This window comes from Pelodictyon clathratiforme, from assembly GCF_982375515.1.
The window spans coordinates 2303869-2329545 of sequence record NZ_OZ455102.1; the positions used below are offsets into that span (position 1 = coordinate 2303869).

Below are 25677 nucleotides of genomic sequence, written 5' to 3' on the forward strand. Positions count from 1 at the left end.
GGCGCTGCCATCTGATGGAAATTTTAAAAAACACACAAATTCTTCCCATCATTCAATATATTTGATACTTGTCGCCAGTCGCATTACAACAAAGAGTGAACGAAAAATGCTTGCACGTATCATTGTAAATTGATTTCGTGACATCCATCACAACGGGGTAAAGTAGATCCGCGCTCTTCGTCTCCGGGCTAACCTTGGAGCAGACTGAACTTGCTGAACTTTCATACATTTCGCCGATTGTCCCCCTCATCATTTCGACCAACCAGACCCTGTTTTTTAGCCCGAAGTTCCTTGACGTAAAATCGTATAACATATTGAATTTCGATAAATTGCAGGGAATTTACGTATTTTGTACCCATGTAAAATACATCAAGCCGCTTGTTTTATTTGGGTTTTAGTGATATACTAAACCCATGCACGTTGATATTATTCCAAATAGAAACTCTCGTCCCGCCATCTTGCTCCGTGAGTCTTGGCGTGAGAACGACAAAGTCATGAAACGCACCGTGGCTAATATTTCGAACTGGCCTCCGGAACAGGTTACTGCGTTACGACGGGTTTTGAAAAATGAACCGCTGGTCTCACCCAGTGAGGTATTTTCAATTGAACGCTCATTGCCTCATGGTCATGTTGAAGCTCTTCTTGAGATGATTCGTCTTATCGGTTTTGACAAAATGATCGCTGCCCGACGGACTCGTGAGCGTGATCTCGTTTTGGCAATGATCGTCGAACGCCTGATTGCGCCATCTTCAAAATTGGCCACTACGAGGTTATGGCATAGCACAACTCTTGCGCAGTTACTCAATGTTGAGGATGCTGATGAAGATGAATTGTATGCAGCCATGGACTGGTTGCTGGAACGCCAACCTGTTCTTGAAAAGAGATTTGCAAGCCGTCACCTTGGTGAAGGTCAACACGTATTTTATGATGTGAGCAATAGCTCTTATGAGGGCCATTGTTGTCCCCTGGCACGTTTAGGCCACGATAAACAGGGTCGGCGAGGCAAGCCAATTATTACCTACGGAGTACTGACCGATGTCAAGGGGCGTCCCATAGCTGTTGAGGTTTATCCGGGTAACACTGGTGATCCCAGTACCGTAGCAGACCAAGTGGAGAAGCTGAAAGAGCGTTTTGCCTTGCAGCGAGTGGTTCTGGTTGGAGATCGTGGTACATTGACTCAGACACAGATTGATATCCTGAAAACTCATCCCGGGATTGGGTGGATTTCAGCGTTGCGAAGTGAAAACATTCGCAAACTTGCAGCAAATAATCATTTGCAGTTGTCATTGTTTGATGAAAAAAATCTGGCAGAAATAACTTCGGCAGATTTCCCCGATGAACGCCTGATCGCCTGCTTCAACCCCCTGCTCTGTGATGAACGGAGGCGCAAGCGCCAGGAGTTATTGGATGCAACAGAAAACAAGCTACAAAAAATTGTTGATGAGGTTCATCGTCGCACGAAAACCCCGCTGAGTGCATCGGAAATTGGTCAAAAGGTTGGCAAGGTGATCAATGGGTATAAAATGGCCAAACACTTTGAGCTATCGATTGCTGACGGAGAGTTTTCCTTCAAGAGGAAAGCTGAATCGATCGCACAAGAAGCGGAGTTGGATGGCATCTATGTTATTCGCACCAGCGAAAGCCGACAGAACCTGTCGGCAGAGGATACCGTAAGAAGCTATAAGAATTTAGCAAAAGTTGAACAGGTTTTCCGCACCTTCAAAAGTATTGACCTGCAGGTACGGCCCATATACCATTATTATGCCGAACGTGTTCGTGCCCATATCTTTCTGTGCTTGCTGGTTTATTATGTTGAGTGGCACATGCGTCAAGCACTTGCTCCTTTGCTCTTCGATGATGAAGAACTTGCTCAGGACAGGAAAGAGCGCGATCCGATCAAGCCTGCAGTCTCATCCAAATCGGCAAAAAAGAAAAAAAGTACAAAAACAAACAAAGAGGGATTCCCCGTTCACAGTTTTCGCTCGCTTATCATGGAACTGGGCACTCGCAGTCGAAACCGGTGCAGACTGAAATCTGCTCCAGGAAGCCCTGTGATTTCCCAGGATACCGAACCAACACCACTTCAAACCCGTGCAATGGAATTGATTCGTTTGTACCCAGTAGATGGAAGTTGATTTCACGTCTTTTTGCTTTTTATATAATAGGTTATCATTTTTTTATACAGGGAACTTCGGTTTAGCCCTGCTTTCATTCAACACACTGATATCTGAGTATCGGATTGCCCAGATCTTCTGCTCTGCCGACAGTGATTGCCTGAACTTATCCGAAAGCTGTGGCAGCATGGAATCCGGAGCTTCCGGAATCACCAGATACATTTTCAAAGGGAGCTTTAAATGCTCAACCTTGTTCAGATTATCCGGTATAACTTTCAGAAGTTGCTCATGACGCCCGCAAAGCGCTGTAAACCAGACAGTGAGCGCATGAATCATTTTCAATCGAACTTCAGCAAAAAAAACATCTGATTGACGAGGAACGGAGCGCTTTGCTTCCACAAAAACAACCGCAGCACTGCCCAAGCCATAACGCACAATAAATTCGACTTTTGAAACATGGTCACCGAATTTCAGTTCAGTTAACACTTTTTCAAACTCGAAAACGTCATTTGGAGCAAAACGGCCAAAGGTCATCCCCGATTCAGTGATTGAGATACTCATCCCGCAGAGACCTCAAGCTCTTGATCAAAAAGGCGAATGGATTCATTAATGATTTCATTATCCGGAATGCCTTGCAGTAAATCTTCCTGATGCCAGCCTCCGTCCTGGTCAGCAAGAAATACCGGGATATGTATATTTTTTGATAAGGCTATCAAATAGAGCTTTTTCACCACAAAATAGGAGTGTGATGCAATAAAAAACTGAATTCCTGCATCAGAGAGTTGATAGACAATGTCGAGCAACTGACTGATCGCTGTTGGATGCAATGCTGACTCAGGCTCATCAATAAAAACAACAGAATCCGGGGTTAAAAAACGATTCCCAAGGAGCGTATCAAGAATGGCTATTTTTTTTATTCCCTCCGCCGTCGTATTCAGCGAAAAACGACTGTTTCCCTTTTTGTAGACCCATCGTTCAGCATCCGGCACATATTCAATCTTTCCCTGAAACATCCGCTCCAACTGCTGGCGTGAACGAGTAAAGCCGTTGAAAGTTCGCTCTCGCTGCGTCGGATTTTGAAGAGCAAGCACCAAATCGACATAGGTTGCATCAAAACCAAATGCCTTGTCTTGCAGACCTGACTTCAAAATGACCCTGGCAAGTGTCAACACCTCTTTAGGCGGTAAAAAAATAGAATTGGCCTCTCTTGGCGCCAAATTGTTGTGTAACGGCACTACCTTGCGACTGGCATCAGGGCCAAACTCGTAAGCCAGACTACAGTTATTCTGCATAGTAACGGAAACAGCAAGACGATTACCGACACCTTTTTGCACCAAATCACCTAACTTATCAGCCTGAAATGTCCAGTACAGCTTGTCACCCAGCACCTCGGAAAAGTCACGGGGATCTTCTCCCCTTCCGCTCTCTTCCTGTGCACGCATCGTTGCATACAGCGCCTTGAGAAGAAAGGTCTTTCCGCAGCTATTGGCGCCAAGCACCAGGTTGAGCTTCCCCAAACCCTCTCCCCGTAGAGACGATAACGGTCCGAAGTTTTTAATATCAAATGACGTAATCATCCTGTTGTTCTCTTGCTGATGTTGATGAATAGCTTACTGGCGTCAAACTCTCCGTATGCATGAACCATTGCTTCAGCTCAATCACGAAAGTGGAGATGGCCAGTCTATCGACCATTTCCAACCAAACGGTGAACATTGCGACACATGACTCAATGTAAAGAATATTTCTTGATTGATACTGCGCTTCACAGAGAGTCCCCCGCCACCCACGCAGATGGAATTCCGCGCCTTGCGTATCCCGGACTGAACCTGAAACAGACTGAACTTGCAGCCTTGGTAACCATCAGTGTTGCCGCACCTCGGGAACGCCGAGCCCCAGCTCAGAAAAAAACGAGGACAACGCACTAATCTGAGGCTACACACACCAATACAACTTGCGCATAAAAACAATGACCGATTTAGCATATCTCAACATCCAGAGCATGATTGTAACCATGCGAGGGGTTCAGGTAATGCTTGACAGGGATCTGGCCGTTATCTACGGGGTTGAAACCAAAGTGCTCAACCAGGCGGTCAAGCGCAACATGGAACGCTTTCCACAAGAGTTCAGATTTCAGCTTACCCAGAGTGAAGATCAGGAGCTGGCCGCAAAATGGGAGCAATTACACTTGAGGTCACAAGCTGTGACCTCAAGCAGGCATGGTGGCAGAAGATACCTTCCCATTGCCTTTACCGAACAGGGAGTCGCAATGCTGTCAGCCGTGCTCCACAGTGACACGGCTGTTAAAGTCAGTATCAAAATCATCAACGCCTTCTTTGAAATACGGCGTTTCATCCAGAACAACGCGCAAGTGTTTGCCCGGCTTGATTCTGTTGAGCAGCGTCAGCTTGTTTTTGAATCCGAAACAGAGAAAAAATTTGAAAAGGTATTTTAAGCAAACGATCTTCCGCTGTCTCCTGCACGATTTACACAAAAGCTATTTCAAAACAGCTTGCACTGGACATAGAAAAGCATAACCAGCAATACCCGACTGTCGTCATCAAATCTTTCAAAGAGGCTCATGACCGTTTTTTGAATATTGACGGAGCCGAGATTTACCATATTGGAGCATCTCTCAAAGATTTAGGGAAAAAGTGGTTCGCCTTTTCACGATTTGAAACCGGAGCACTTGAGATGCTTAAAAAGCTTGACAATAATAAAGATGAAGAAACTGAAAATGCACCCGCCAAACCTGACGGATGAGAATACTCTTGTGGCATGTTTCGATTCCGATCACACCGCTTTCTGATGCCCTATTACAAAGATGAAATAACACTCTTGGTCAAGGAGCGGCTAAGACTCAATCATCAGCTTTGCTGTTCATTATTTTTATTACCTTGTTACTACAACTTCATGGGGCGATTCAGGTTCCTACTTCTATAGAAAAGAAGCTCAATAATTTTCAAATCAAGCGGACAAATCCATGCAAAAGCAACTGACAGTCATTATCACACATGAAAAGGATGGGTATGCTTCCATTTGTCCCGAATTTGATATTGCAAGCCAAGGAGAGAGCATTGAAAACGCCCGCGATAATCTTCGTGAAGCCTTGGAGTTGTTCTTTGAAACCGCATCCAGTGAAGAGATCCGGACACGCTTGCATGAAAAGGTATATGTCACCCGGATGGGGGTTGCTGTTGGGTAAACTTCGCATCCTTTCGGGGAAACACAGATCTGCGCGATTCTTATGAACCCACGGCTTTGCCGAAGAGCGTCAACGAAGTAGACACATTGTCATGCAGACTGGCAGATATTGCTGCCTTATACCACTATCTTTATCCCGGCTTTCTCCCAACAACAATATCATACTTCCAGTCCAAAACAAGATTTTCCATAGCCGGAAAAATCGTCACCGGCATAAATCCCGCCTTTTCCATTTCCATCTTTAACATCACTGAAGGTAATGGATAATATGGTATTACGTGGACACATGGATTGATAGATTCCCCATAAATCGTAACAACAATTAAAGCCCTACAGACCGGATGAGTAAAAGCAGGGTCATTGTCATACATCAATCTTGTATGGAATTTTACGTTCCCAAGGCCCTCAATATTCCGAGGTTCTTCTCTCTCAGATCTTAATATCCATTCTTGTTTTCCCGCGATGTATCGCAACTCTTGGTATGTCTCTATATCATTTAAAGATCGGGTTTTTATATATTTCTTTGTATCAATGATAAGCAACCCTCCTGGTGCTAAAAGGTCGTAAAAATTATTCAGAGCAACATCCATATATCCCGAAACAGGTGGTATATGACAAAACGAATTCGCAGTATTAATAATTACATCAAAAAAACCAGAAGAAAATTTAGCATGATAAGATTTATTATCTGTCCAATTAAGCGGCTCTAACTCAATATGATCCGTCGATACCCCTATGCTATCACAATTATTTTTTGCTTTTTGAAGCATATAGCGGGAGCCATCAGTGCCATAAATATTATAGCCATTCTTTGTGAATGAAACATAGGTGTTGCCGGTACCACAAGCACAATCCAATATTTTTTTCCGTAGTATATTTCCCCGTGAGCCCTCATCATAGGCTTTTATTATAGATACAATAGTCTTAAATGGATCATCAAGCTCCCAATGATCTTTATACCAATGATCATACCAATATGCTAATTTGTCATACGCAGTTTCTCTATACTCCCCTATTAAACTATTTTTTCCCCTGTGTGTGTTTGTGTCTTTTTCTATTCGAAGAAGATCTCTAGCTAAAATCACCCCCAATTCCTCAGGTGTCACATACTTCTGGACAGAATACTTATTACTTAAATAATTAATTAATGCGTCCAAATCTGATTTGTTTTTTCCCGAGTCAACATGTTTTATTAACACAGGCTGTCTATCTGTATCTAAAATATAAATCAGAATAGGCTTTCCAAGCCTTTCAGCCTCCCTTATTTCCAATTCCGTAAATGAGTGACTATTGCAATCTGGACGTGAACCATAACGAGTACCTAAAAGAACAATCATTCGATCTGATTCTGCAATATTTTGGAAGCAAACATCAATAGGAGTATTTTCTGATGCGCCAAAAAACTCCATTCCGCGATATATCATTTCATTTCCACGCAATACCTCCATAACCGAGTTACGATATTCGATCATATCCTCATATGTACTTGAAAGAAATATCCTCATACTTCGTCATATTTTTGTTGTATTATTCAGAAATCTTAAATTAAATCGCTATAGGATACATTCCTCAAAGCTGTGCTTTGTGAAAGTATTCTTAAACATGACGTTATACCCCGTAGCTCTGCTGCGGGGTAGTTGATTATCAAGCAGCTATTTTCATTTTTATTGCCCAAACCCGGAATTCTATCGTTCAATTTTTTATGGCAAAAACAGTCTACCTACACCACTACCAAGCATTGCTGTGTTGGACACAAACGTCATAAGCTCGTTAAAAACCGTGATAATTTCATATAATTTTTTAATTATTTCAGTTTCTTTCCCTTGAAAATTATTACGCATATATAGAGAAATTGAATTTATTTTATAACATGAATTATATATCGCATGTTCTCCAAAAATATCTTTTTTATTATTAGTATCTTCGATAACTATACCAATTTGTTTTATATACTCTTGTTCATTGTTGATATTATATCCCCCATTTATATTATTAACATCTTTTATTGCTGAATTAACATTTCCCCATTTTATAGAATTAAAATATGGTGTACCATAAGATCTATCGAGCTGTTCAGAAGAGTAATCAAGTTCATTTAGTGCTGGAACTGATATTGCATTTCTATAATCGTCCCATGACCCATATTGTAAAAAGCTCATCATTGATTTTTCGATTCTACTAATATTTGTAATATGTCGACTATGATTTATATCAGGAATATCAGAAATCCTGCGTTTTAGTCCAGCAATCAAATTCTCAATAAAGATAAAATCTTTCATCACCGCAGTTAATTCTCTTTCATTTGATGCGTTTTTCCCAAAAACCTTTGAGCTGCCATAAATAATAAAATTAGAGTGGAAATAATTATCACTGTATCGAAATTCATCAATATTCGTCGTTTTTATTTTATTTGCTATACCCTTAAGGGCATCAGCATAGTTGAGCACTTTTAATTGCGTTGACTCGGTGTTTGGCATAGTTTTCTTCCTCCAATTAAGCATTATCTATTACCTCCAAAAAAACGAAAATTTAAATGGCGCACCACACGTATACAATCAGTTCATAGCAATACGACCAGAATAAAAATTATACACCGACAAACTACCGTTTCTGGACTTTATAATCAATCACTTTCTTTATTTTTGAACTTTACCTTCCCCCCAATCCCCGCCAAGTCCCGCCCCTTCGGCATCACAAACAGGCAGGTGCCATTGCTGCGCTTCTCCCACAACTCCCCCAAGGCGAGTTTCTCTCGTGAATCTTCATTGCTCCATGATGTCTCCGCTTTATATTCGACAACGAAAAAGCGCCCATCCTTGAGTTTGCAGACAAAGTCGGGGTAGAATTTGTCGGTGGATGTCTGGAGCCAGAAGGAGTGGAACTCGCGCCGTTCGATGTTGCGTACCCAGAATTCAACTTCGGGGAGTTGATCGATATAGATTGCGCACTCCTCCTCTTCGCCGTTCAGGGAGGCAATCTCTTTGTAGTAGTGCTTCTGGAACTTGAAGCTGCCCTTATATTTTGCATTGCAGGGGTATTCGTCGGGTTTGAATGTAAAGCATCGGGCTGGTGTCACCACAATCGGGGTTGCACATTCCGGCAGGAGAAATGCCTGATAAGCTTTCTGCCGCTCGGCTTTGCGCAGAGTATCTATTTTTGCAACAATCCTTTGGCGCAGGGTGTATTTGTCGTGGAAAAGCTCCTGAAGGGAGATAGTTCTCTCGTTCAGGAGATAGTGAATAACGCCGATGAGCCAAGGGCCGCTCTCTGACGGGAAGATATCAGCGCGGTTCGGGATGTTCCGGTCAATCCAGTGAACCAGCGTTGCCACACTTTCATCGTCATCTGGCTCCAGAAAAGAGATCTGATGGCGCAAATCCTTGAGGAATGACTTTGAGACCTTGCCGCGATCATCAACGTCAATGTCAATCACCTTACCGTCAAACTGCTTTGCTGCATAGTCTGACTCGGTGAAGGCGGGCGGGTATTTGGAGAGTCTCCACGGAATTTCAAGGAAATGGCTCTCCTCGAAGGGTTCAAACAGCTCACCCTGCTGCACGGAGAGGAGAGGAACCGAGAAGTCAATGCCGAGTTCAGCCGCTGTTTTTGGCTGTTCCGGCGGTATGCCACAGCTTTTGCGATAGAGCCTCTCGATAGTTGCCTTGGCTTCCGGCGTTGTGCAGCAATCAAGAATCGCGTACTTCTCAGGCTCTTCCATGATACCGACGAAGGTGCAGGTTTTGCTCGCCTCGTCGTAGGTGAATTTATTGGCAACGGTTTCGGGCAACCCTGCAAGGAGTGGCACTTCTGCGAGAGGTTCCGAGACCTTGAAGAAGAGGTCAAGCCTGCCCTGTTCCCCGGCTGGCATACGGGTTATCAGCTCTTTGGCCTCCTGCCGGTTGAAGCCGTTTTGAATCAGCGCATCTTCAAGGGCGTTGGCCGCCTCAACAAAGTTTTTCGATGCTGAAAAGGCATAAGCCATGTTCAGCTCTGCCCGCTGCTTCCGCTTTGCAAGGTGCAGCCGCATGATACGGCCGAGAATCTGTTCGACCGCCGTGGAGGAGCGCATCTCGGCAACGGAGCAAAGGACGTAGGCAAAGGGGCAGTCCCACCCCTCCCGCAATGCCTGCACGGTAATGATAAAGCGTACCTTGCAACTCGATGCCGCAAGGTCAAGATTTTCCAGCCCCTTGTCGGTTCCGGTAGCCCGGCGAATCTGCTCCGCCGGAATGTTAAAATCATCAATCAGGCACTGCTCAACAACCTCAACGGTGAGCGTCTCATGCGTCTGGCTTTTGGCCTGTGCCTGAATGAGCATGATCGGCCTGATGTACTCGCCTGTCGCCTGCTGCTCTTCAAGGGCAAGCTGTTCAAGATGCTTGCGGCAAGCGATGGCATCCGTCAGCAGCTCCTTCCAGTTTGGCCTTGTTTCGAGCCGGATGGGCATCTTGATCATCTGGGCCGCCTTCAGCTCTGCCGCCGAGACGGAGTAGAGGATGTTGCTTGGATTGTGCTCGGTGGCCGGTGTTGCTGTGAACTCAATGATGCAGGAGGGGTTGAAGCGGGCGAGCGTTTCAAAGGAGAGCTGCGTCCGGGAGTTGTGCGCTTCGTCAACAATCACAATTGGACGGTGCATTTTCAACAGATTGGCCAGCGACTGAATCGGCACGCCGTTGTCGTAGGCTTCAAGGGTTTGGGCGAGAGCGGTGTCGAGATCAGTGAAGTGCTCCATCAGAACGCCGGATTGCTCATAGACCTTTCGCCCCTCCGTTTCATCGACCCTGAAGGCCTGAATGGTGGAGACAATAATGGTGGCATTGTTGGCAAGCGTCGGACGAGTGACGTAGAGCGCCTCCGGCATGGTCAGCACCGCAACCGAGGGCATCGACTCCTCAACCGCCTGCCGGTAGGGGTGGTTCCGATCTTTCAGAGCATTACAGGTCTGCTCCTTGATGGTATTGGAGGGAACAAGCCAGAGAACAACCGGCGTTTCCGTGTGCATCAACTCTTTGGCCGCAATACCGATGGCATGGCTGGCAACAATGGTTTTGCCTCCGCCAGTGGGCATTCTGAGGCAGATATAGGGCAGCCCCGGAAGCTCCTTCACCTCCCGATAAGAAAGCGCCGCGCCAAAGGAGTGCCGGGTGACAGTGGCATAAGCCATCCCGGCACTCTCATCCTGCTGAAAGGCTGTAAAATAGTCGGAGAGGGCCGATAACGACCGCCACTGGTAATCCTTGAGGGTTATCATGAGCACCTCACTTCGTAGGGGATTTGGCGGAAAATGATATTCTCCCGGTTGAGATGCGATGAGCCAAGCAGGCAGCCATTGCCGTAGACAATTTTTGTGCCCTCATGTTTCGGCAACCGGCTTAACACAGAACGGGTAAGCACATTGCCGCCCTCATCCTCGTTATCGCCGAGAATTCCGTTGTAGAGCAGATAGACTGCGATATTGTTCAAGATGCCAAGAAACGGGGTTGAGAAATCGGTGGCCGGTGGCAGAGGCTCCCCGGTCGCAATGAAAAAGATGTGATGCGCCAGCTCCTTGAAGGTGACCGCCTTGTTGATGGAGCCGTCTGCGGAGAAGAGGGGTTCGCCGAGTTCGCAGAAGCGAAAACCGCCACCGAGGCCCTTCACTGATACATTCTTTATACTTTCATACCCTTCAGAAACTCGTCGGATACGTTCAGCCGTGATATCGCGGGCTATCTTCTCTTTCATTTCGATAAGAATAAATCGCCGGTTTTGACCATCACTTTTGTTCAATTTCAATACCGCATGACCTGATGTTCCCGAACCCGCAAAAGAGTCCAAAATCAGATCATCACCTGATGTTGTAAAACTGAACAGCTCTTCCAGTAATGTCGTTGGCTTTGGGAAATCAAAGGGGCGCTTATCGTAATGAAGAATGTCCTTGATTTCGTTGGTACCGACCCGTCCGTCGAGAGTAAAAAGACTGGAGAGCTTTGCTCTGTAATCTTTTACGTAGACCTTCAACTCGATCAGCTTCGTTTCATCATTGCCAAAAATGACACGTTTTTCGGATAACAACCTGTAATAGGTTTCTTGCGGAAATCTGTAACCCATCATGGGCTGCTTACATGGTAGCTCCGTTGTTGGGTGAATAATATCGTACCGATACCCCTCTTTACCAGGGTTATGAACGCTTTGACTTCCTGTGTATATCCCGTCTCCGTCAATGAATTTATACCTGTCAAAAGGCCACAAGTAATCTTTGTTTTCTCTAAACCACTTTGTATACGCTTCTTGGCGTTCTTTCTGATCTGGATATTGCTCCACGAAATCATCCCCGATTTGAAGAAGCTTCGTTTTTACCGCAAGATTTGGCGATTTCCAGACTGATGGGAGCTGACTCTTGTTTTTTGCGTAACAAAGAATGTATTCGTGCTCCATCGCAATATTGGTCGGGTTGTTGTCGGTGGCATTGTCCCAGATTATTGTTCCAACACGATTTCCAAGCCCAAAAATCTCATCAAAAAGCAGACGGAGATTCGCGTATTCTGTTTCATCAATACTTGCAAAAATCACTCCATCTTCTTTCAGGAATTCATGTAACATCATGAGACGCGGGTACATCATGCACAACCACTTGTCGTGGCGAGAAAGATCTTCCGCCTCTGCCCCGACAACCTTGTGAAGCCAATCTTTGATTTCAGGGTTGCTGACATTATCGTCATAGACCCATCCGGTACGTTTCCCGCTTTCATCACGCTCATCCACTCCGGTGTTATACGGCGGGTCGATATAGATGCACTTCACCTGCCCGGCATAGTATGGCAGCAATGCCTTCAAGGCCACAAGGTTATCCCCCTGCACCAGAAGATTTTTTGAATCAGGGTCACCAGCCGACAACTCCATATTCTGACGCAACAAATGAAACGGCACCTGCTTGTGGTGGTTTACAACAGCTTTTTTCCCAATCCAGTCAAGTGACGGCATTTATTTGATTCCCGTAAGGTTTTGTGGTAAACTATTCTGTTTCAGAACGTCTGGCAAATATCCACAGGTCTGCTGCACAGACTATTACTTTAAACATTCAGAACTATCAGCTATTTGATCGTTTCGTAAAACGCTTATAAAGTTCAACATTTTACGAGAACGTAAATACCTAATTTAATACGACTTAAAAAGATGTTATTACGTATTTCCTTTCTTAATTTTTCTTTCCCGTTCTATTTTACGAGAACCCACTGAGGAGTAGCCATGCTACCTTTATTGACAGTCACTTGATTCCTGCGAAGCTCTCCCATCAGATTGCCTATCTTATACATCTTCTGCTTATCACTCATCCAATCAGGCAGTTTATTCCAAAGGAGATCATTAATATCCTTGCGGTTCAATGAACCATGTTCGCCAATCGCTCTGCAGATCATATCAAGGTAGTACTGTTTGTCTAAAGCCCTGTTTTTACTGTATGATGCTTTTTTACCGATCTTCTGCGCCACCTTTTGAGAGATATAAAAATTCGGTTTGCGCCCTTCGATAAGGAATTTTGCTTTAAGCAGTTTTTCTTCATCGTTACTGAGTGAAAGCTTCTTTTGCACCTTGTCGAGCGCCATGATTTCGCTGAGAGTCAAGTCGCCGGTGCTGGCAAGCAGACGGGCATAGTCCATGTTCAGCACCTTGCCAGTGAGTTTCAATTTTACACGATTGCTTGAAAGCTCATAATCGGGCAACGGAAAAAACCGGGCACTCTGCAACAGAAACAACTTCCGGATTCCGCCGCCTGCCGTCTCCACCATCTTCAGGTTGAACATAGCCGTCGCTAAAAAGCGGTTCCGGTAATACTCCTCCGGGGCGTCTTCCATCACCACGCGCTTTACATCGCCAGGCGCAAAACTCCCGAGGTTGGTGAAGGTCAGCGTCTCGTCTCCTTCAATCACATTGATACGCCCAGCCAGAGAATAATCCTGATGGGCAAGGCAATTATTTACAGCCTCACGAATTGCATAAGGCTCATATTGATCAATCTCTTCAGGAAAGAGTGTGCCTTCAGGGAGATAGCGGTATTTCAGATTGCGGATTTTGGCATAGACCTTGTCAACAGCAAGCAGCATCGGCAAACCAAACAAGGCATAGTCACGGTCATTACCCAAATGATCTTTGAGTATCCAGCGGATTTTGACATCAGCAGGCAACAAAAAATGTTCAGCTTCATTGTTGCCCAGCAATATCAGGGCGGTACGGGTCAACTTTCCTTTGATGGATAATTTGGCCTTGTTCAAAAAGGTCGCATTGTCCCATGCGTCAACGTCAACCGCTTTATCAGGGAATTTGCTCTTGAAGTTGTTACGCGCGACCCGGAGAGCCTCGTCGTCCAGATCATCCAGCCCCGCATCGGGTACTATTGCCGCACTCCAATCCTCCAGAGTTGCCTGTGCACGGATGCGTTCGATCTCTTCCAGATTAAGCTCCTTGAATTCTACCACCTCGCTCTCAGCAGTTAAGGCAAGCAATGCGTCAAGTTTTGACGCAGAATCAAGATGCTGAATGTTCATACTGCTACCCTTGCTTCTTCTTTCAGAAATTCATGTACCATGGTAAGGAGAGGATCTGAAACATTACCCTGTGACAGCCTTGTTCGTTGTTGAAACTTCGGAAGTCATTTCTTGTTCAAGAATATAACTCAACCGTTACTATTACCGCAGTGCGGGCACTCCGTTTTACCGATTGCGCTGGAACCAAATCCCGCATTTGTTGAATAGAGAAACATTTGACAGAAGAGCCTGACAATGATCGGAAGCCCAAACGCGGACAATCTTGAGACGAGCGACCTTTACAATAAAAAGAAATTATTTTCATCGCCCCTTGAATGTTATAGCTTGTGAGCTATATTGACGAATGAGCTATCAAATTCTGTTTTTCAATAAATCCGTCCAGAAAGAGATTGAAGCCTGGCCAATCGGCATCAATGCGAGCTTTGTCCGGATTACAGAGCAAATCGTGATCTCTGGGCCAAATCTTGGGTTACCCTACACCCGACCATTTGGTGATGGATTGTTCGAAATTCGTGCAAGAGGTGCTGAGGGAATTGGACGAGCTTTTTTCTGTTGTCTGGTTGACCGGAAGGTTGTCATTTTGCATGGATTCATAAAAAAGAGACAGGCGACACCAATCAAAGAGTTGAAACTTGCCAGAAAACGGCTGAAGGAGATTACACCATGAGTGACAGCAACACCTATAATCCTGTAGCCTTTGACCCAAAAGCTTATGCGGCTCATAACAGCTCAAGCGACCCAAAGTTCAAAATAGCCTACGATGCACTTGAAGATGAGTTTGCGGCTCTCAGGGCACTTTTGCATGCCCGTACGCAGGCGGGCCTCACCCAGGCTGAAGTGGCTTCACGTATGGGAGTTTCGCAGCCTGTTCTGGCACGCATTGAGGCAAGCCTGGGCAAGCAGGATCACTCTCCATCACTCAATACCTTGCGCCGATATGCAAACGCATGCGGCATGAAACTGGTCATCCAGATGGTTTTGCCCAATACACCCGTTCCATAGGGAAATCTTCATCATTACACAGCTTCCGTTCCCCACACCGTTTGTAATGGAATATTCCGTCTCAGGACGTCTTTCGAATATCCGCCAGCAATCGCCTGCCTTTTTCGGTCAAGGTGTACTGTTGACGGGAACTGGTCGGTTTCTCCGAGACGGTCATCGCCAGAATATCCTCCTCCAAAAGTGGATTGACATATTTTTCCCTGAACTTGCTCCGGTCTTTCCACTCCATGATCGTCATCAATTGCTGAACTGTCGCAGGTTTTTCGCATGAACTCAAGACAATTTCGACTTGATGCCAACCTGGTGCCAACTTGGTGCCGACTTGGTGCCAACTTAGTCCCGATTTGACAGAAAACTGCTCCCGGCACTTTCTTCCATCAATTCTGCGATTCTATCAGGTCTGTAATCCTTTTAAAAAACTACGACGCCTCGCAACTCCCGCTGCAGCAACAGCCGAGTTTGCCGGTACGGGCTTTTTCGAGCGACTCTTTTCCTTTGCTTCAGGCAAACCAGGCAATGCCAAACGATCCGGCGGCATCGAACAGAGCGATATGAAAGAATTCATAGAGGATACTCAACTGAGAGCAAGAGAGAGTCAGAATACCGAGTGCCAGAGCAACATTCAGGAGTGAGGATGTTGATGGTACTTTCATAACGAACAATTATATTTTTCTACAGAAACAAATCGACTATATTATTTCCACAGAAATCATAAACGAAGATAGATACCCATGCAGCAATCCACACAGTTTCATCCGGAAAACAGGCAGGCTGTGCTTTCCAAGGCAGTGCGAAACACGGCACTCTATCTTGGTCTCCCGAACACAAAACTTTCCAGAATTCTCGGACTGAGCCCGGCAACAATCAGCCGTCTCAATACAGGAACTTTTTTACTTTCGACCGACAGAAAAGAGTGGGAATTTGCTGTGCTGCTGGTCAGGCTCTTCCGATCGCTAGATTCGATTGTGGGAGGATCATCAGAAGCGGCCAAAGTATGGCTGAACAGCGAAAACAAGGCACTTTCTGGCCGGAAGCCAGTTGAACTTATTGAAACAACGGAGGGACTTGTTCATGTCGTCACCTATCTGGACGCCTGCCGAGGTATTGTCTGAAGCCTGGAATCATCAGAGGACAATATGGAGAATCGTTGAGGCGCAGCACGTGGTCTCGACCATGAAAATTGTAGACTCACTTGCTGAACAGGCGCTGCTTGAAGAGATTCTTGAACAGGGAAAGCCGCCCGTACCAACTGAAACGGCAGGACTGCACTATCTTCTCTCAACGCCATTTCGTTATAAAACCCTCTACCCTAAAGGCTCACGGTTTCGGGCTCCAAGTGATCCCGGCGTTTTTTATGGGGCAGAACGGGTAAAAACTGCTGCGGCTGAAATTGGGTACCATCGCTGGCAATTTCTTCAGGATTCCTTGAATCTCGACAGGCTTCCGCCCGCTCAATTCACCGCGTTTTCTGTGCAAGTGAAGGGAATAATGGTCGATTTGCGACTGGCTCCTTTCAAGAAAGATACACTCTTCTGGACTGATCCAGGCAACTACAGCGCAACACAAGCATTTGCAAAAGTTGCACGGCAAGCATCTCTTTCAGCAATTCTCTACCACTCCGTCCGTGACCCCAAGCCTCATTGCTGCACCGCTGTGCTCACACCCGGAGCATTTGCTGCAAAAAATCCTGACAAACCTATGCAGACGCTGACGCTCACCATCCTCCAAAAGGAGGCCGTCTGGCAGGGACAAAGGATTCAATCTTTTGCATTCAATCCCGCATTCTGGGCCAACCCACTCATATAACCGAGGTATAAAGAATTGCCAGCTCAAGCTACCTCTCTGCAAAAATTGCCCATTGTATCATTTTTCATTACCTTCGCTTAAGAAAATAAAGCAGGAGAACCTGCAGAGAAAAGCTTCCGATTGCTGACCATTGACCTTTCGATACCATGAGATTAGCCGTTAATATTGATCATATCGCCACCCTGCGCAACGCTCGGGGCGAGCAGGAACCTGATCCGGTTGCCGCTGCCCTGCTTGCTGAAAAGTGTGGCGCTGCGGGCATTGTCTGCCACCTGCGTGAGGATCGTCGCCATATTAACGACCATGATCTTGCCCGACTCCGCGAAGCGGTGACCACAAAGCTTGATCTTGAGATGGCCATGACCCCGGAGCTGCAGCAGATAGCGCTGAAAACAAGGCCGGAGCTCATCACCCTTGTGCCTGAAAAAAGGGAGGAGCTTACGACTGAAGGCGGGTTTGACATTGTCCGCCACTATGCGGTACTGGCAGCATATCTGAAACCGTTCAATGCTGCGGGAATAGAGGTCAGTCTCTTTATCGAACCCGAGAAAAAAGCTATCGACCTTGCCAAACAGGCTGGGGCCGATCTGGTAGAGCTGCACACGGGCCTTTATGCCCTGAAAAAAGAGGGTGAGGCACAATCGAAAGAGCTGCAAAGAATCCGTGAGGCCGCCATACACGCCAGAAGCCTCGGGCTCAAGGTGGTTGCGGGCCACGGGCTTAATTATCTCAACATCGCTCCTTTCAGGGAGATTGAGGAGATTGAAGAGGTCAGTATCGGTCATGCCATTATTGCCCGTGCCGTACTGACAGGTCTTGAAGAGGCAATCAGGGAGATGCTTCGTATCATAAAATAGAACAACCCATGCCAGCAACTGCCGATAAAGAGATTACCATTGTTCTTGCCACCGCCAATCGGGACAAGGTCAAAGAGCTTCGTCCTCTGCTTGAAACAATCTCTCCCCTGTTCACTGTTCGGACACTCCATGAGCTTGGTGTGGATGTCGAGATTGAGGAAACAGAGGAGACGCTCGAAGGAAATGCCCTGCTCAAGGCAAGGGCGATTTTCGCCATTCTCTCTGAACGCTTCCCCTTTATGATTGCACTGGCAGACGATACCGGGCTGGAAGTGGATGGGCTTGATGGAGCGCCGGGTGTTTACTCTGCACGATTTGCTCCTGTGCCGGATGGCCAGAGTCCAACGTATAAAGACAATGTTGCTCACCTGCTGCACTGCATGAAGGGTATCGCCAACCGAGAGGCTCGTTTCAGAACCGTTATTGCGCTGAAAGGCGCTCTCCCGTCTGCGGAAGGATGCTTCCGGTTTGAACACACTGCTGAAGGAGTGGTTCCCGGCAGCATAACCCTTGAAGAACAGGGTGTTGAAGGGTTTGGTTATGATCCCCTTTTTCTGGTACACAACACCGGGAAAACCTATGCTGAAATGAGCACGACAGAAAAAAACAGGCTCAGTCACCGCGCCCTTGCCGTTCAGCATGCTGTAAACTACCTTAAGAACATTCTTCAGCAGAAAAGCGTTCTGCCAACCGATACAACGACACATCCATGACCCTCTTTGAAGCTATCGTTCTCGGTATCGTCCAGGGACTGACGGAGTTCCTTCCGATCAGCAGCACGGCACATCTGAGAATTATTCCTGCTCTTGCCGGATGGGAAGATCCCGGTGCCGCATTTACTGCCATCGTTCAGATCGGCACCCTCGTAGCTGTTCTTCTCTATTTCTGGAAAGATATTTTCATCATCGTCGCCGCTGTCATTGAGGGCATCGTACAGCGCAAACCGCTGGAAAACAGTGACGCCAAAATGGGGTGGATGATTGTTGCCGGAACGATACCGATTGTCATTTTTGGCAAACTCTTTGAAACGCAGATTGATACCACACTCCGCTCCCTTTACTGGATCAGCGGGTCACTTATCGGGCTGGCGATCATTCTCTTTCTGGCTGAAGGGAAAATAAAAAACCGGATCAAAAAAGAGCTTCCACTGAAAGCAATGGAAAATATCGGATGGAAAGAGGCTCTTCTGATCGGTCTGGCTCAAAGCATCGCCCTCATACCCGGCTCATCGCGTTCAGGGGTAACAATTACCGGCGGCCTTTTTTTAAATCTTGACCGTGCAACCGCTGCACGTTTTTCATTTCTACTTTCCCTGCCAGCGGTATTTGCCGCAGGACTCTACAAGCTCTATCAAACCTGGGATATTATTGTCGCATCTCCTGAACACATCACCAACATCCTCGTTGCAACCCTGGTGGCTGGTATTGTCGGCTATGCATCAATAGCCTTTCTTCTCAACTACCTGAAAAAACATACGACAACCATCTTCATTGCCTACCGGCTCGTGGCAGGTACAGCCATACTCTACCTTGTCGCTACGGGAGTCCTGCAACCCTAAAAAGAGGGAGTACACAACTCTTAAAAAATAATTAAGTTTTCTGCAGAAGCAGGCGGAAAATTTTTCTTATATATCAGTTAATCTAAATTAACAGTTTAATAATCCAACCGTGCCATACAGCTTATCCGGCGTAGGGCATAATGGTTTTGAAAAAGCAGATTTACATATACATACCAAATGTTCAGACGGGATCTTTACACCGGCGGAGATTGTTGAAAAAGCAGCACTCGTCGGGCTGAAGGCCATTAGTATTACTGATCATGATTCTGTTTTAGGTATTGACAAAGCAAAGCCATTAGCCTCAGAGAAAGGCATTGAGCTTATTCCTGGTGTAGAAATGAGCTCGACCTACAAGGGCAATGATATTCATATCCTTGGTTATTTTTTTGATTATCAGCATTCAGAGCTGAAAGAATATCTGGATCACTGCCGCCACCTGCGCACCGAACGGGCTGAGCGCATGGTGAGCAAACTCGCCAAAATGGGCGTAAAGATCGGTATTGAGCAGATCATTGTCAAGGCACAGAACGGCAGTGTCGGGCGACCGCATATTGCAGCGGTGCTGCAGGATGTCGGCTATGTAAAAAGCTTCAGCGAGGCATTCAGCAAATATCTCGGCTCACACAGCCCGGCATATGTCAAAAGCATTGAAACGCATCCAGCGGATGTCATAAAGCTCATCAACAAGGCCTCGGGCCTCTCTTTCCTTGCGCATCCGGCGCAGAATGTCTCTGATGAGACGCTGAAACAGTTGATTACGTTTGGCCTTGATGGCATTGAAATTGTTCATCCCTCTCACGATGCCTACCGCCAGAATTACTACCGTGAAATTGCGAATGAGTACTTTCTGCTCTTTTCAGGAGGTTCTGACTTTCATGGAATGCGTGAGCGCGATGAAGATATCTTCGGCAAGGTCACCATACCTTGCGAATGGGTAGCGAAAATGAAAAGCCGACTTTTACACGCATGAAAACAGGACAACAAGCGCTCAGCTCACCTCATCACACTCTTTTTATGCCATTATCCTTCATGCGCAATCTGGAAAAAAAGCTTGTCCTGCGACTGAAAGATTTTTTCCTCACCATGCAGGATTTTTTTCTCTTTTCGCTCAGGGCGTTTATGGCTATGCCGAAAATAAAGCGCTACTGGAGAGACTTTCTTGACCAGGCTGGCATCTGCGGTACCGACTCGATTCCCATTGTACTGGTCAGCGCCATTTCCATTGGGGCGCTTCTTGCCATCGAAGTTGGGAACCTGCTTGAAGATTTCGGCGCCAAAACAATGCTCGGACGCTCAACCGCCCTCTCCGTAATCCGCGAACTCGGACCGCTGCTGATGGGCCTCATGCTCTCCGCACGCTTCGGATCGAGAAATGGTGCTGAACTCGGCGCCATGCAGATATCGGAACAGATCGACGCCCTTCGTGCTTTCGGTACCGATCCCATTGCCAAACTGGTTATGCCGCGCCTTGTTGCTGCACTCATCATGTTTCTGCCACTGACCGCGCTTTCCGACTTTGCCGGACTGCAAAGCGCAGCCTACATGGCCGAGCACTACCACCGGATCGACCCTGGAATATTCTGGAACGCTGTTTATCCCCGGCTTGCACCAAAAGACTTTGTGGTCGGGTTTCTCAAAGCTCCTGTCTTCGCCATTATTATAACGCTGGTCAGCAGCTTCAACGGCTTTTCGGCAAGGGGAGGTACCGCTGGTGTCGGGCGTGCCACCATCAAAGGCATTGTTGTATCATCCGGGCTGGTACTGATTGCCAATTTCTACGTTTCAAAGATTGTGCTGGAAAACATGTAAGTGGATGATTGAATTACGAAATGTAAGCTTGAAATATGGCGAGAAAGAGATCCTCAAAAAGGTCTCCCTGACCGTCAAAGACAACACCATCAAGGCAATTCTTGGTCCCAGCGGCGTTGGAAAGAGCACCATTCTCAAGCTGATGCTCGGCCTCATCAAGCCCAACAGCGGTCAGGTTATTGTTGATGGCACCGATATAACCGGCATGAAAGAGAGTGCCCTTTACGCTATACGGCGCAAGATGGGGATGGTTTTCCAGGGAAATGCGCTCTTCGATTCGTTGACCATCAGCCAGAATCTGGGCTTCTTTCTTCGTGAAAACATGAAGCTTCCGGAAGAGGAGATAAGCCAAAGAGTTGCCGAGCAAATCCAGTTTGCGGGGCTGGAAGGGTATGAAGATCAACTGCCTGAAAGTTTGAGTGGAGGAATGCGCCGAAGGGTTGCCATCGGAAGGGCGATGATTTTCAAGCCACACATGATTCTTTTTGATGAACCAACCGCAGGACTTGATCCGGTCAGCTCAAAAAAAATCCTCTCGCTTATCAGTTCGCTGCGCCATAACAACAACCTTGGAGCCGTGATTGTTACCCATATTATTGATGATGTCTTTAATGTTGCCGACTCCGTTGCCGTACTCTATCAGGGTGAAATGATTTTCGACGATGTAACCGAAAAACTGCATGAGTCAAACCATCAGTTCATACGCTCAATTCTTTCCGATAAAATTCTTGAACTATAACATCACTTAAGACTTTCACCTGTATGAAAAATCCGAACGCTTTGAAATGGAGCGATCTGAAAACCGGCATATTTTTTGTTTTCGGCGTCTGTTTTGCCGCCTATATGGGACTGGTTATTGGGAAAAACAGCAACCTGTTTACCGGCGTGACGAACATTAAAATTCTTTCTAGTGATGTTCAAAGCCTCGCAGAGAACAACTTTGTCTCGGTTTCAGGCAAAAAAATCGGCACCGTTTCAAAAATGGACTTTGAGAGAAGAAATGGTACCCTTTTCGTCGTTGCCACGCTCAGACTGAAAAATGAGTTTGCCCACCTTGTTACCAAGGATGCCAGGGCGACCATCAAATCCCTCGGTATACTGGGCGACAAATATGTTGATATCAAAACAGGAAAAGCTGCAGCCGTTAACGATGGGGATTTTATCTCTCTTGAAACCGAGGACGGAATGGCAAACCTCACGGCCAGTGCGAACAACGCTTTTGTCAAAATCAATGAGCTCCTCGACCACCTGAACAGCGGCAAAGGAATGGCTGGAAGGCTTATTTCAGATGAAAAAATGGGCAGTGAACTTGCTGAAACAATTAACAGTCTGAAAACCACAACGGCAGAGCTCTCAACACTGACAAAGAAGGCCTCCCATGGCGATGGTCTCCTTCCAAGACTCCTTAATGACAAGGCATTGGCGGAAAACAGCAGCGAGACCATTGAACGTCTCAACCAGGCTGCGTTGAAAACCGAAACACTGATCACCAAGCTCAGCAATGACAACGGAACCCTTGGCCAGCTCTCTTCCAATCCGGCGCTCTACAACAACCTCTCCAGAACGCTTTCATCGCTTGATTCTGTCCTGGTTGACCTGAAAGCGAACCCGAAACGCTATGTCAAATTTTCGCTCTTTTAAACTGCCAATAACCCGATGCCCCGACTGCTCCGCTTTGTTATTGCATCATGCATACTCTTTGCAGGATCAGGCGGAGCGCTTCCATCAAAGAGCATGGCTTATGATTTCAAGCCGCTTGAAGCCGTCGTGCAAAAAGCCGTAAGCGATACGGTCTTTCCGGGAGCAAGCCTCGCCGTTCTTTACAAGGGAAAGGTTGTTTTTCATAACGCATTCGGAAGGATGACCTATGACCCGAAAAGCAGCCCGGTAGAGACGACAACCATGTACGATCTTGCCTCTCTGACCAAAGCTATTGTCACCACGAGCATTGCCATGCAGCTTGTTGATCGGGACTCACTCTCTATTCAAACTCCAGTATCCCGTTATCTGCCAGCTTTTGCACAGAAAGGCAAGGATGCAGTGACGATCGAGCAGCTCCTGCGCCATACCTCCGGATTACGGGCCCACACGTTTTATGCAAAAAGCTGCCGTACCCCCGAAGAGCTTTTCCGGGCCATTGAAGCCGATACGCTGCTCTCACAACCCGGCAAAACCACCCTCTACAGCGATCTCAACTTCATGCTTCTTGGCAGAATCATTGAGATGATAACCGGCAAAACCCTTGCCGCTAACTTTCATCGACGTTTTGCTGAGCCACTTGGCATGAGTTCGACCATGTTCACCCCACCACCATCGCAGAGCGGACGTATTGCACCGGTGGACAAGGATACGCTCTGGCCATTGGAGGCGCCAAGGCCCCTCGTCAACGATCAGAATGCTGCGCTGCTCGGAGGCGTTGCCGGTCATGCCGGACTCTTTTCAACCACAGGTGACCTCCTTGGCATGGTCTCTATGCTTATGGATGGAGGAAGCATCAATGGCCAAACGTACTTCCGAACAGCCACACTCAGGAAATTTCTCTCCCGAAACGGCTATCCAAGAGCGCTGGGATGGGATTTACGCTCTCCGGATGGTCACTCTTCAGCGGGAGACTACTTTTCCGCATCCTCGTACGGCCATCTTGGCTACACGGGAACCAGCATCTGGATTGATCCCGAAAAGGAGCTTGCAGTCATTCTGCTCAGCAACAGGGTCTATCCCACATCAGAAAACATCAAAATCCGCACTTTTCGCCCCTTGCTTCACAACACCGTTGTGCAATGCCTGGGGGATTAGTACGTCAGGCAAATAAACCCTTCATCGGCACAATCGGAAGCGGAATCGGCTTCAGCGACTCCTGACGGAAGATCAGGTTGGCAGCCATGCGCCCGGTAAAAGCCGCAGCCTCCATAAGAAAAACCGGCGCATCAACCTTTACCCAGTCTCCGGCAAGAAAGAGATTTGAAAAAGGCGTTTCAATGCCGGGACGACGGGCATGATCACCCGGAGCCCACCTTGAAAAGTTGGACTGCAGCATAAAGAGTTCGTGCAAGAGCTTCGCTTCGCGGGTTTCCGGAAACATGGTATGCAATTCCTGAAGCATCGTTGCCTTGATCTCCTCTTCCGGTCTGATATCCTTTGGAGCAATGGCATAGGCGTGCAGTTCAACGACAGTGCCACCATGCTTTTTTGCCCACGAAATGAAGGGCTCCTGAAAATGCGAATAGAGAGATATCGAGTCGGTATAGGTATAACCCGAAACCGTATAAAAAGGAAACTCCGCAGAATCAATCTTCCGGTCAATCCAGAGGCGGTAGACCGCATAGGGATCCGCCTCCCCGAGCGAAGCAACCTTCGACTCAAATTCAGGACGAGCCAATTGCGAAGCATGAACCAGCCCTCGGGTACCCCGCACATCGGAAGCGATAACGCAATAATCACATGCGAGAAGTTCACCCTCTCCTCCACCAACTATTCCTTCGCGCTTCACAACCAGTTTCTCTCCCTCAGGAAGCACCGCAAGTCTTGCAAGTGGAGCCTCGGGCGGCCCACTGACCGGAATACCTGATGCGTCGTAACGACCTGCATGGCAGGGACAGTAAAAGCCCCCGGTAAGAGCATCGGGAGTAACCGGGCAACCCATATGCGTACAGCGCCCGTCGAAGGCAAGATAACCGTTCCCTTTACGCCCAACCATGACCGGCACACCATCAACTGTAACAAACGCAGCAAAACCCTCTTGCGGAACCGCAGCAGCATCAAGAATTAAATAGAGGGCGCTACCACTATCCGGCGAATCCACCACAACCCCCTCAACCCTCTTCCCCTCAACCTTCAGCCTCCCTGCCGAACATCCCTTCCGGAGCGTCACCCCAAGCTCCTTCAGTTTAGCCTCAAGGGGATTGATGAGGGCGGTCATACAATCACGATTGGTAATTTTAAAAGAGAGCCCTTCCGGACTGCCCATAAAATAAAAATGAAAATAGCGAAGAGCCTCCGCCGCCGACAACACCTCCATACGGTTCATGGTCGCATCCGCAAAAGGGTGCAGCACCGTATCAACAAAAGCGGGAAGAGTCTCACCTTGACGGCAAAAGGTCATAAAATCGATAGCGTCATACTTCTGAAAGCTCTTTTTATACTCGTACCGGAACAACTCTATGGTCGAGAGCAACCCTTTGGAATTTTTCAGAAAAGAGATCAGATCCAGTCGGCGGGACTGACCGATAATAGCAAATACATTAAGCGGAAATAATTTCGGTGTCTGACCAAAAATCTCTTCCGGAGAATTTTTAAAAATCACCGGATATCCGGGAGAGGCCAGAAAAACATCCGGCTTGATGCCAGCAGAGGCAAAAAGCTCATTGAGATTGTAATACTGGTCAAAAAAGCCATGAAAGCCGTGCTCCACCGGAAAGCGTTCACCAAGAGCCTCAAGATCCCAGCCGGTAAGCTTGCCGCCCAGAGAGGCAGAAGACTCCACAAGCGTCACCGCAAAACCCTTGCGGGCCAGCTCAAGGGAAGCGGTAATACCAGCCAGACCCCCGCCAATAACCACCACCTTTTTTGACAGCTCAAGCCTCTCCTTCCCCTCCGCTCCTTCAGCCGACTGGAGATAAAACTCCTTTCTCGGCTGATAATAGCCAACCAAACCTGCGGTACCTGCCACGGCAACACCAGCGCCAATACCAGTGCGCTGCAGCATTTTTTTTATAAACTCACGTCGTTCCATACAATAAAGAGAACGTTAAAGCGAAAGGGAAATCAATTTTCTAACCTGTATATTTATTTAACGATAAATAGTTGTT

The 25677-nt window shown here is 47.1% G+C and carries 27 protein-coding genes; 16 read left to right on the forward strand and 11 right to left on the reverse strand.

Annotated elements, in window-relative coordinates; all coding sequences use genetic code 11:
• Positions 1–413 precede the first annotated feature (413 nt).
• The gene (locus AC56AD_RS11235; protein ID WP_012508904.1) at positions 414–2135 is read left to right on the forward strand and encodes an IS1634 family transposase; all 1722 of its coding nucleotides are present in this window, start codon (positions 414–416) and stop codon (positions 2133–2135) included.
• 42 nt (positions 2136–2177) lie between these two features.
• Here AC56AD_RS11235 and AC56AD_RS11240 read toward each other — a convergent pair whose 3' ends face one another.
• The 3 genes from AC56AD_RS11240 to AC56AD_RS11250 are packed head-to-tail and all read right to left on the reverse strand — an operon-like array spanning position 2178 to position 3827.
• A complete protein-coding gene (locus AC56AD_RS11240) occupies positions 2178–2675 on the reverse strand; it encodes a hypothetical protein (protein ID WP_012508905.1) in 498 nt (165 codons plus the stop codon).
• Entirely contained in the window at positions 2672–3691 is a 1020-nt protein-coding gene (locus tag AC56AD_RS11245; RefSeq protein ID WP_012508906.1) for an AAA family ATPase, read from the reverse strand. The genes AC56AD_RS11240 and AC56AD_RS11245 overlap by 4 nt, the downstream gene beginning before the upstream one ends.
• Positions 3675–3827, reverse strand: coding sequence for a hypothetical protein (locus AC56AD_RS11250; RefSeq protein WP_481859615.1), 153 nt, complete (start codon positions 3825–3827; stop codon positions 3675–3677). The genes AC56AD_RS11245 and AC56AD_RS11250 overlap by 17 nt, the downstream gene beginning before the upstream one ends.
• Positions 3828–4080: 253 nt before the next feature.
• Here AC56AD_RS11250 and AC56AD_RS11255 point away from each other — a divergent pair, with 253 nt between their 5' ends.
• The 3 genes from AC56AD_RS11255 to AC56AD_RS11265 all read left to right on the forward strand — a co-directional run bounded on the left by AC56AD_RS11255 (position 4081) and on the right by AC56AD_RS11265 (position 5316).
• Positions 4081–4566: an ORF6N domain-containing protein gene (locus AC56AD_RS11255; RefSeq protein ID WP_049759933.1), complete on the forward strand. Its 486-nt coding sequence runs from the start codon at positions 4081–4083 to the stop codon at positions 4564–4566.
• A gap of 137 nt (positions 4567–4703) precedes the next feature.
• The gene (locus tag AC56AD_RS11260) at positions 4704–4874 is read left to right on the forward strand and encodes a hypothetical protein (protein ID WP_223293905.1); all 171 of its coding nucleotides are present in this window, start codon (positions 4704–4706) and stop codon (positions 4872–4874) included.
• A gap of 220 nt (positions 4875–5094) precedes the next feature.
• The gene (locus AC56AD_RS11265) at positions 5095–5316 is read left to right on the forward strand and encodes a type II toxin-antitoxin system HicB family antitoxin (protein ID WP_012508908.1); all 222 of its coding nucleotides are present in this window, start codon (positions 5095–5097) and stop codon (positions 5314–5316) included.
• Positions 5317–5446: 130 nt separating this feature from the next.
• Here the strand turns inward: AC56AD_RS11265 and AC56AD_RS11270 are convergent, their stop codons facing one another.
• From AC56AD_RS11270 to AC56AD_RS11290, 5 genes are all read right to left on the reverse strand, one after another.
• Complete coding sequence (locus tag AC56AD_RS11270) at positions 5447–6820, reverse strand: DUF4062 domain-containing protein (RefSeq protein WP_012508909.1); 1374 nt, start codon at positions 6818–6820, stop codon at positions 5447–5449.
• Between the two features lie 195 nt (positions 6821–7015).
• Positions 7016–7792, reverse strand: a complete 777-nt coding sequence (locus AC56AD_RS11275) for a hypothetical protein (protein ID WP_049759934.1) — start codon at positions 7790–7792, stop codon at positions 7016–7018.
• Positions 7793–7938: 146 nt separating this feature from the next.
• Complete coding sequence (locus tag AC56AD_RS11280) at positions 7939–10566, reverse strand: DEAD/DEAH box helicase (protein WP_482229381.1); 2628 nt, start codon at positions 10564–10566, stop codon at positions 7939–7941.
• Positions 10563–12278 (reverse strand): site-specific DNA-methyltransferase, encoded by a 1716-nt coding sequence (locus AC56AD_RS11285; RefSeq protein ID WP_012508911.1) that lies wholly within the window; start codon positions 12276–12278, stop codon positions 10563–10565. The genes AC56AD_RS11280 and AC56AD_RS11285 overlap by 4 nt, the downstream gene beginning before the upstream one ends.
• A 233-nt stretch (positions 12279–12511) precedes the next feature.
• Positions 12512–13837: a DUF8451 domain-containing protein gene (locus AC56AD_RS11290; RefSeq protein WP_012508912.1), complete on the reverse strand. Its 1326-nt coding sequence runs from the start codon at positions 13835–13837 to the stop codon at positions 12512–12514.
• Positions 13838–14180: 343 nt separating this feature from the next.
• On the opposite strand from AC56AD_RS11290, the gene AC56AD_RS11295 reads away from it, so the two are divergent.
• Both AC56AD_RS11295 and AC56AD_RS11300 read left to right on the forward strand, forming a co-directional pair.
• Positions 14181–14504, forward strand: a complete 324-nt coding sequence (locus AC56AD_RS11295; RefSeq protein WP_012508913.1) for a type II toxin-antitoxin system RelE/ParE family toxin — start codon at positions 14181–14183, stop codon at positions 14502–14504.
• Positions 14501–14839, forward strand: coding sequence for a helix-turn-helix domain-containing protein (locus tag AC56AD_RS11300; protein WP_012508914.1), 339 nt, complete (start codon positions 14501–14503; stop codon positions 14837–14839). The genes AC56AD_RS11295 and AC56AD_RS11300 overlap by 4 nt, the downstream gene beginning before the upstream one ends.
• A 61-nt stretch (positions 14840–14900) precedes the next feature.
• Here AC56AD_RS11300 and AC56AD_RS11305 read toward each other — a convergent pair whose 3' ends face one another.
• The gene (locus AC56AD_RS11305) at positions 14901–15116 is read right to left on the reverse strand and encodes a Fic family protein (protein WP_499052161.1); all 216 of its coding nucleotides are present in this window, start codon (positions 15114–15116) and stop codon (positions 14901–14903) included.
• A gap of 223 nt (positions 15117–15339) precedes the next feature.
• Positions 15340–15492, reverse strand: coding sequence for a hypothetical protein (locus AC56AD_RS11310; RefSeq protein WP_012508916.1), 153 nt, complete (start codon positions 15490–15492; stop codon positions 15340–15342).
• Between the two features lie 78 nt (positions 15493–15570).
• On the opposite strand from AC56AD_RS11310, the gene AC56AD_RS11315 reads away from it, so the two are divergent.
• From AC56AD_RS11315 to AC56AD_RS11360, 10 genes are all read left to right on the forward strand, one after another.
• Positions 15571–15951: an antitoxin Xre/MbcA/ParS toxin-binding domain-containing protein gene (locus tag AC56AD_RS11315; protein WP_012508917.1), complete on the forward strand. Its 381-nt coding sequence runs from the start codon at positions 15571–15573 to the stop codon at positions 15949–15951.
• Entirely contained in the window at positions 15911–16645 is a 735-nt protein-coding gene (locus AC56AD_RS11320; RefSeq protein WP_012508918.1) for an RES family NAD+ phosphorylase, read from the forward strand. The genes AC56AD_RS11315 and AC56AD_RS11320 overlap by 41 nt, the downstream gene beginning before the upstream one ends.
• A 146-nt stretch (positions 16646–16791) precedes the next feature.
• Entirely contained in the window at positions 16792–17502 is a 711-nt protein-coding gene (locus AC56AD_RS11325; protein ID WP_012508919.1) for a pyridoxine 5'-phosphate synthase, read from the forward strand.
• Positions 17503–17510: 8 nt separating this feature from the next.
• A complete protein-coding gene (gene rdgB / locus AC56AD_RS11330; RefSeq protein ID WP_012508920.1) occupies positions 17511–18215 on the forward strand; it encodes an RdgB/HAM1 family non-canonical purine NTP pyrophosphatase in 705 nt (234 codons plus the stop codon).
• Positions 18212–19060, forward strand: coding sequence for an undecaprenyl-diphosphatase UppP (uppP, locus tag AC56AD_RS11335; RefSeq protein WP_012508921.1), 849 nt, complete (start codon positions 18212–18214; stop codon positions 19058–19060). Before rdgB ends, uppP begins: the two co-directional genes overlap by 4 nt.
• A gap of 109 nt (positions 19061–19169) precedes the next feature.
• Positions 19170–20030 (forward strand): PHP domain-containing protein, encoded by an 861-nt coding sequence (locus tag AC56AD_RS11340; protein ID WP_012508922.1) that lies wholly within the window; start codon positions 19170–19172, stop codon positions 20028–20030.
• A gap of 44 nt (positions 20031–20074) precedes the next feature.
• On the forward strand, positions 20075–20869 hold the full coding sequence (locus tag AC56AD_RS11345; protein ID WP_012508923.1) for an MlaE family ABC transporter permease: 795 nt from the start codon (positions 20075–20077) through the stop codon (positions 20867–20869).
• A 4-nt stretch (positions 20870–20873) separates the two neighbouring features.
• Complete coding sequence (locus AC56AD_RS11350) at positions 20874–21608, forward strand: ABC transporter ATP-binding protein (protein ID WP_012508924.1); 735 nt, start codon at positions 20874–20876, stop codon at positions 21606–21608.
• A 23-nt stretch (positions 21609–21631) separates the two neighbouring features.
• Positions 21632–22510, forward strand: a complete 879-nt coding sequence (locus AC56AD_RS11355; protein ID WP_012508925.1) for an MlaD family protein — start codon at positions 21632–21634, stop codon at positions 22508–22510.
• Between the two features lie 15 nt (positions 22511–22525).
• Positions 22526–23665 (forward strand): serine hydrolase domain-containing protein, encoded by a 1140-nt coding sequence (locus AC56AD_RS11360; protein ID WP_012508926.1) that lies wholly within the window; start codon positions 22526–22528, stop codon positions 23663–23665.
• A gap of 4 nt (positions 23666–23669) precedes the next feature.
• Here AC56AD_RS11360 and AC56AD_RS11365 read toward each other — a convergent pair whose 3' ends face one another.
• Complete coding sequence (locus AC56AD_RS11365; RefSeq protein ID WP_012508927.1) at positions 23670–25601, reverse strand: FAD-dependent oxidoreductase; 1932 nt, start codon at positions 25599–25601, stop codon at positions 23670–23672.
• Positions 25602–25677 lie beyond the last annotated feature (76 nt).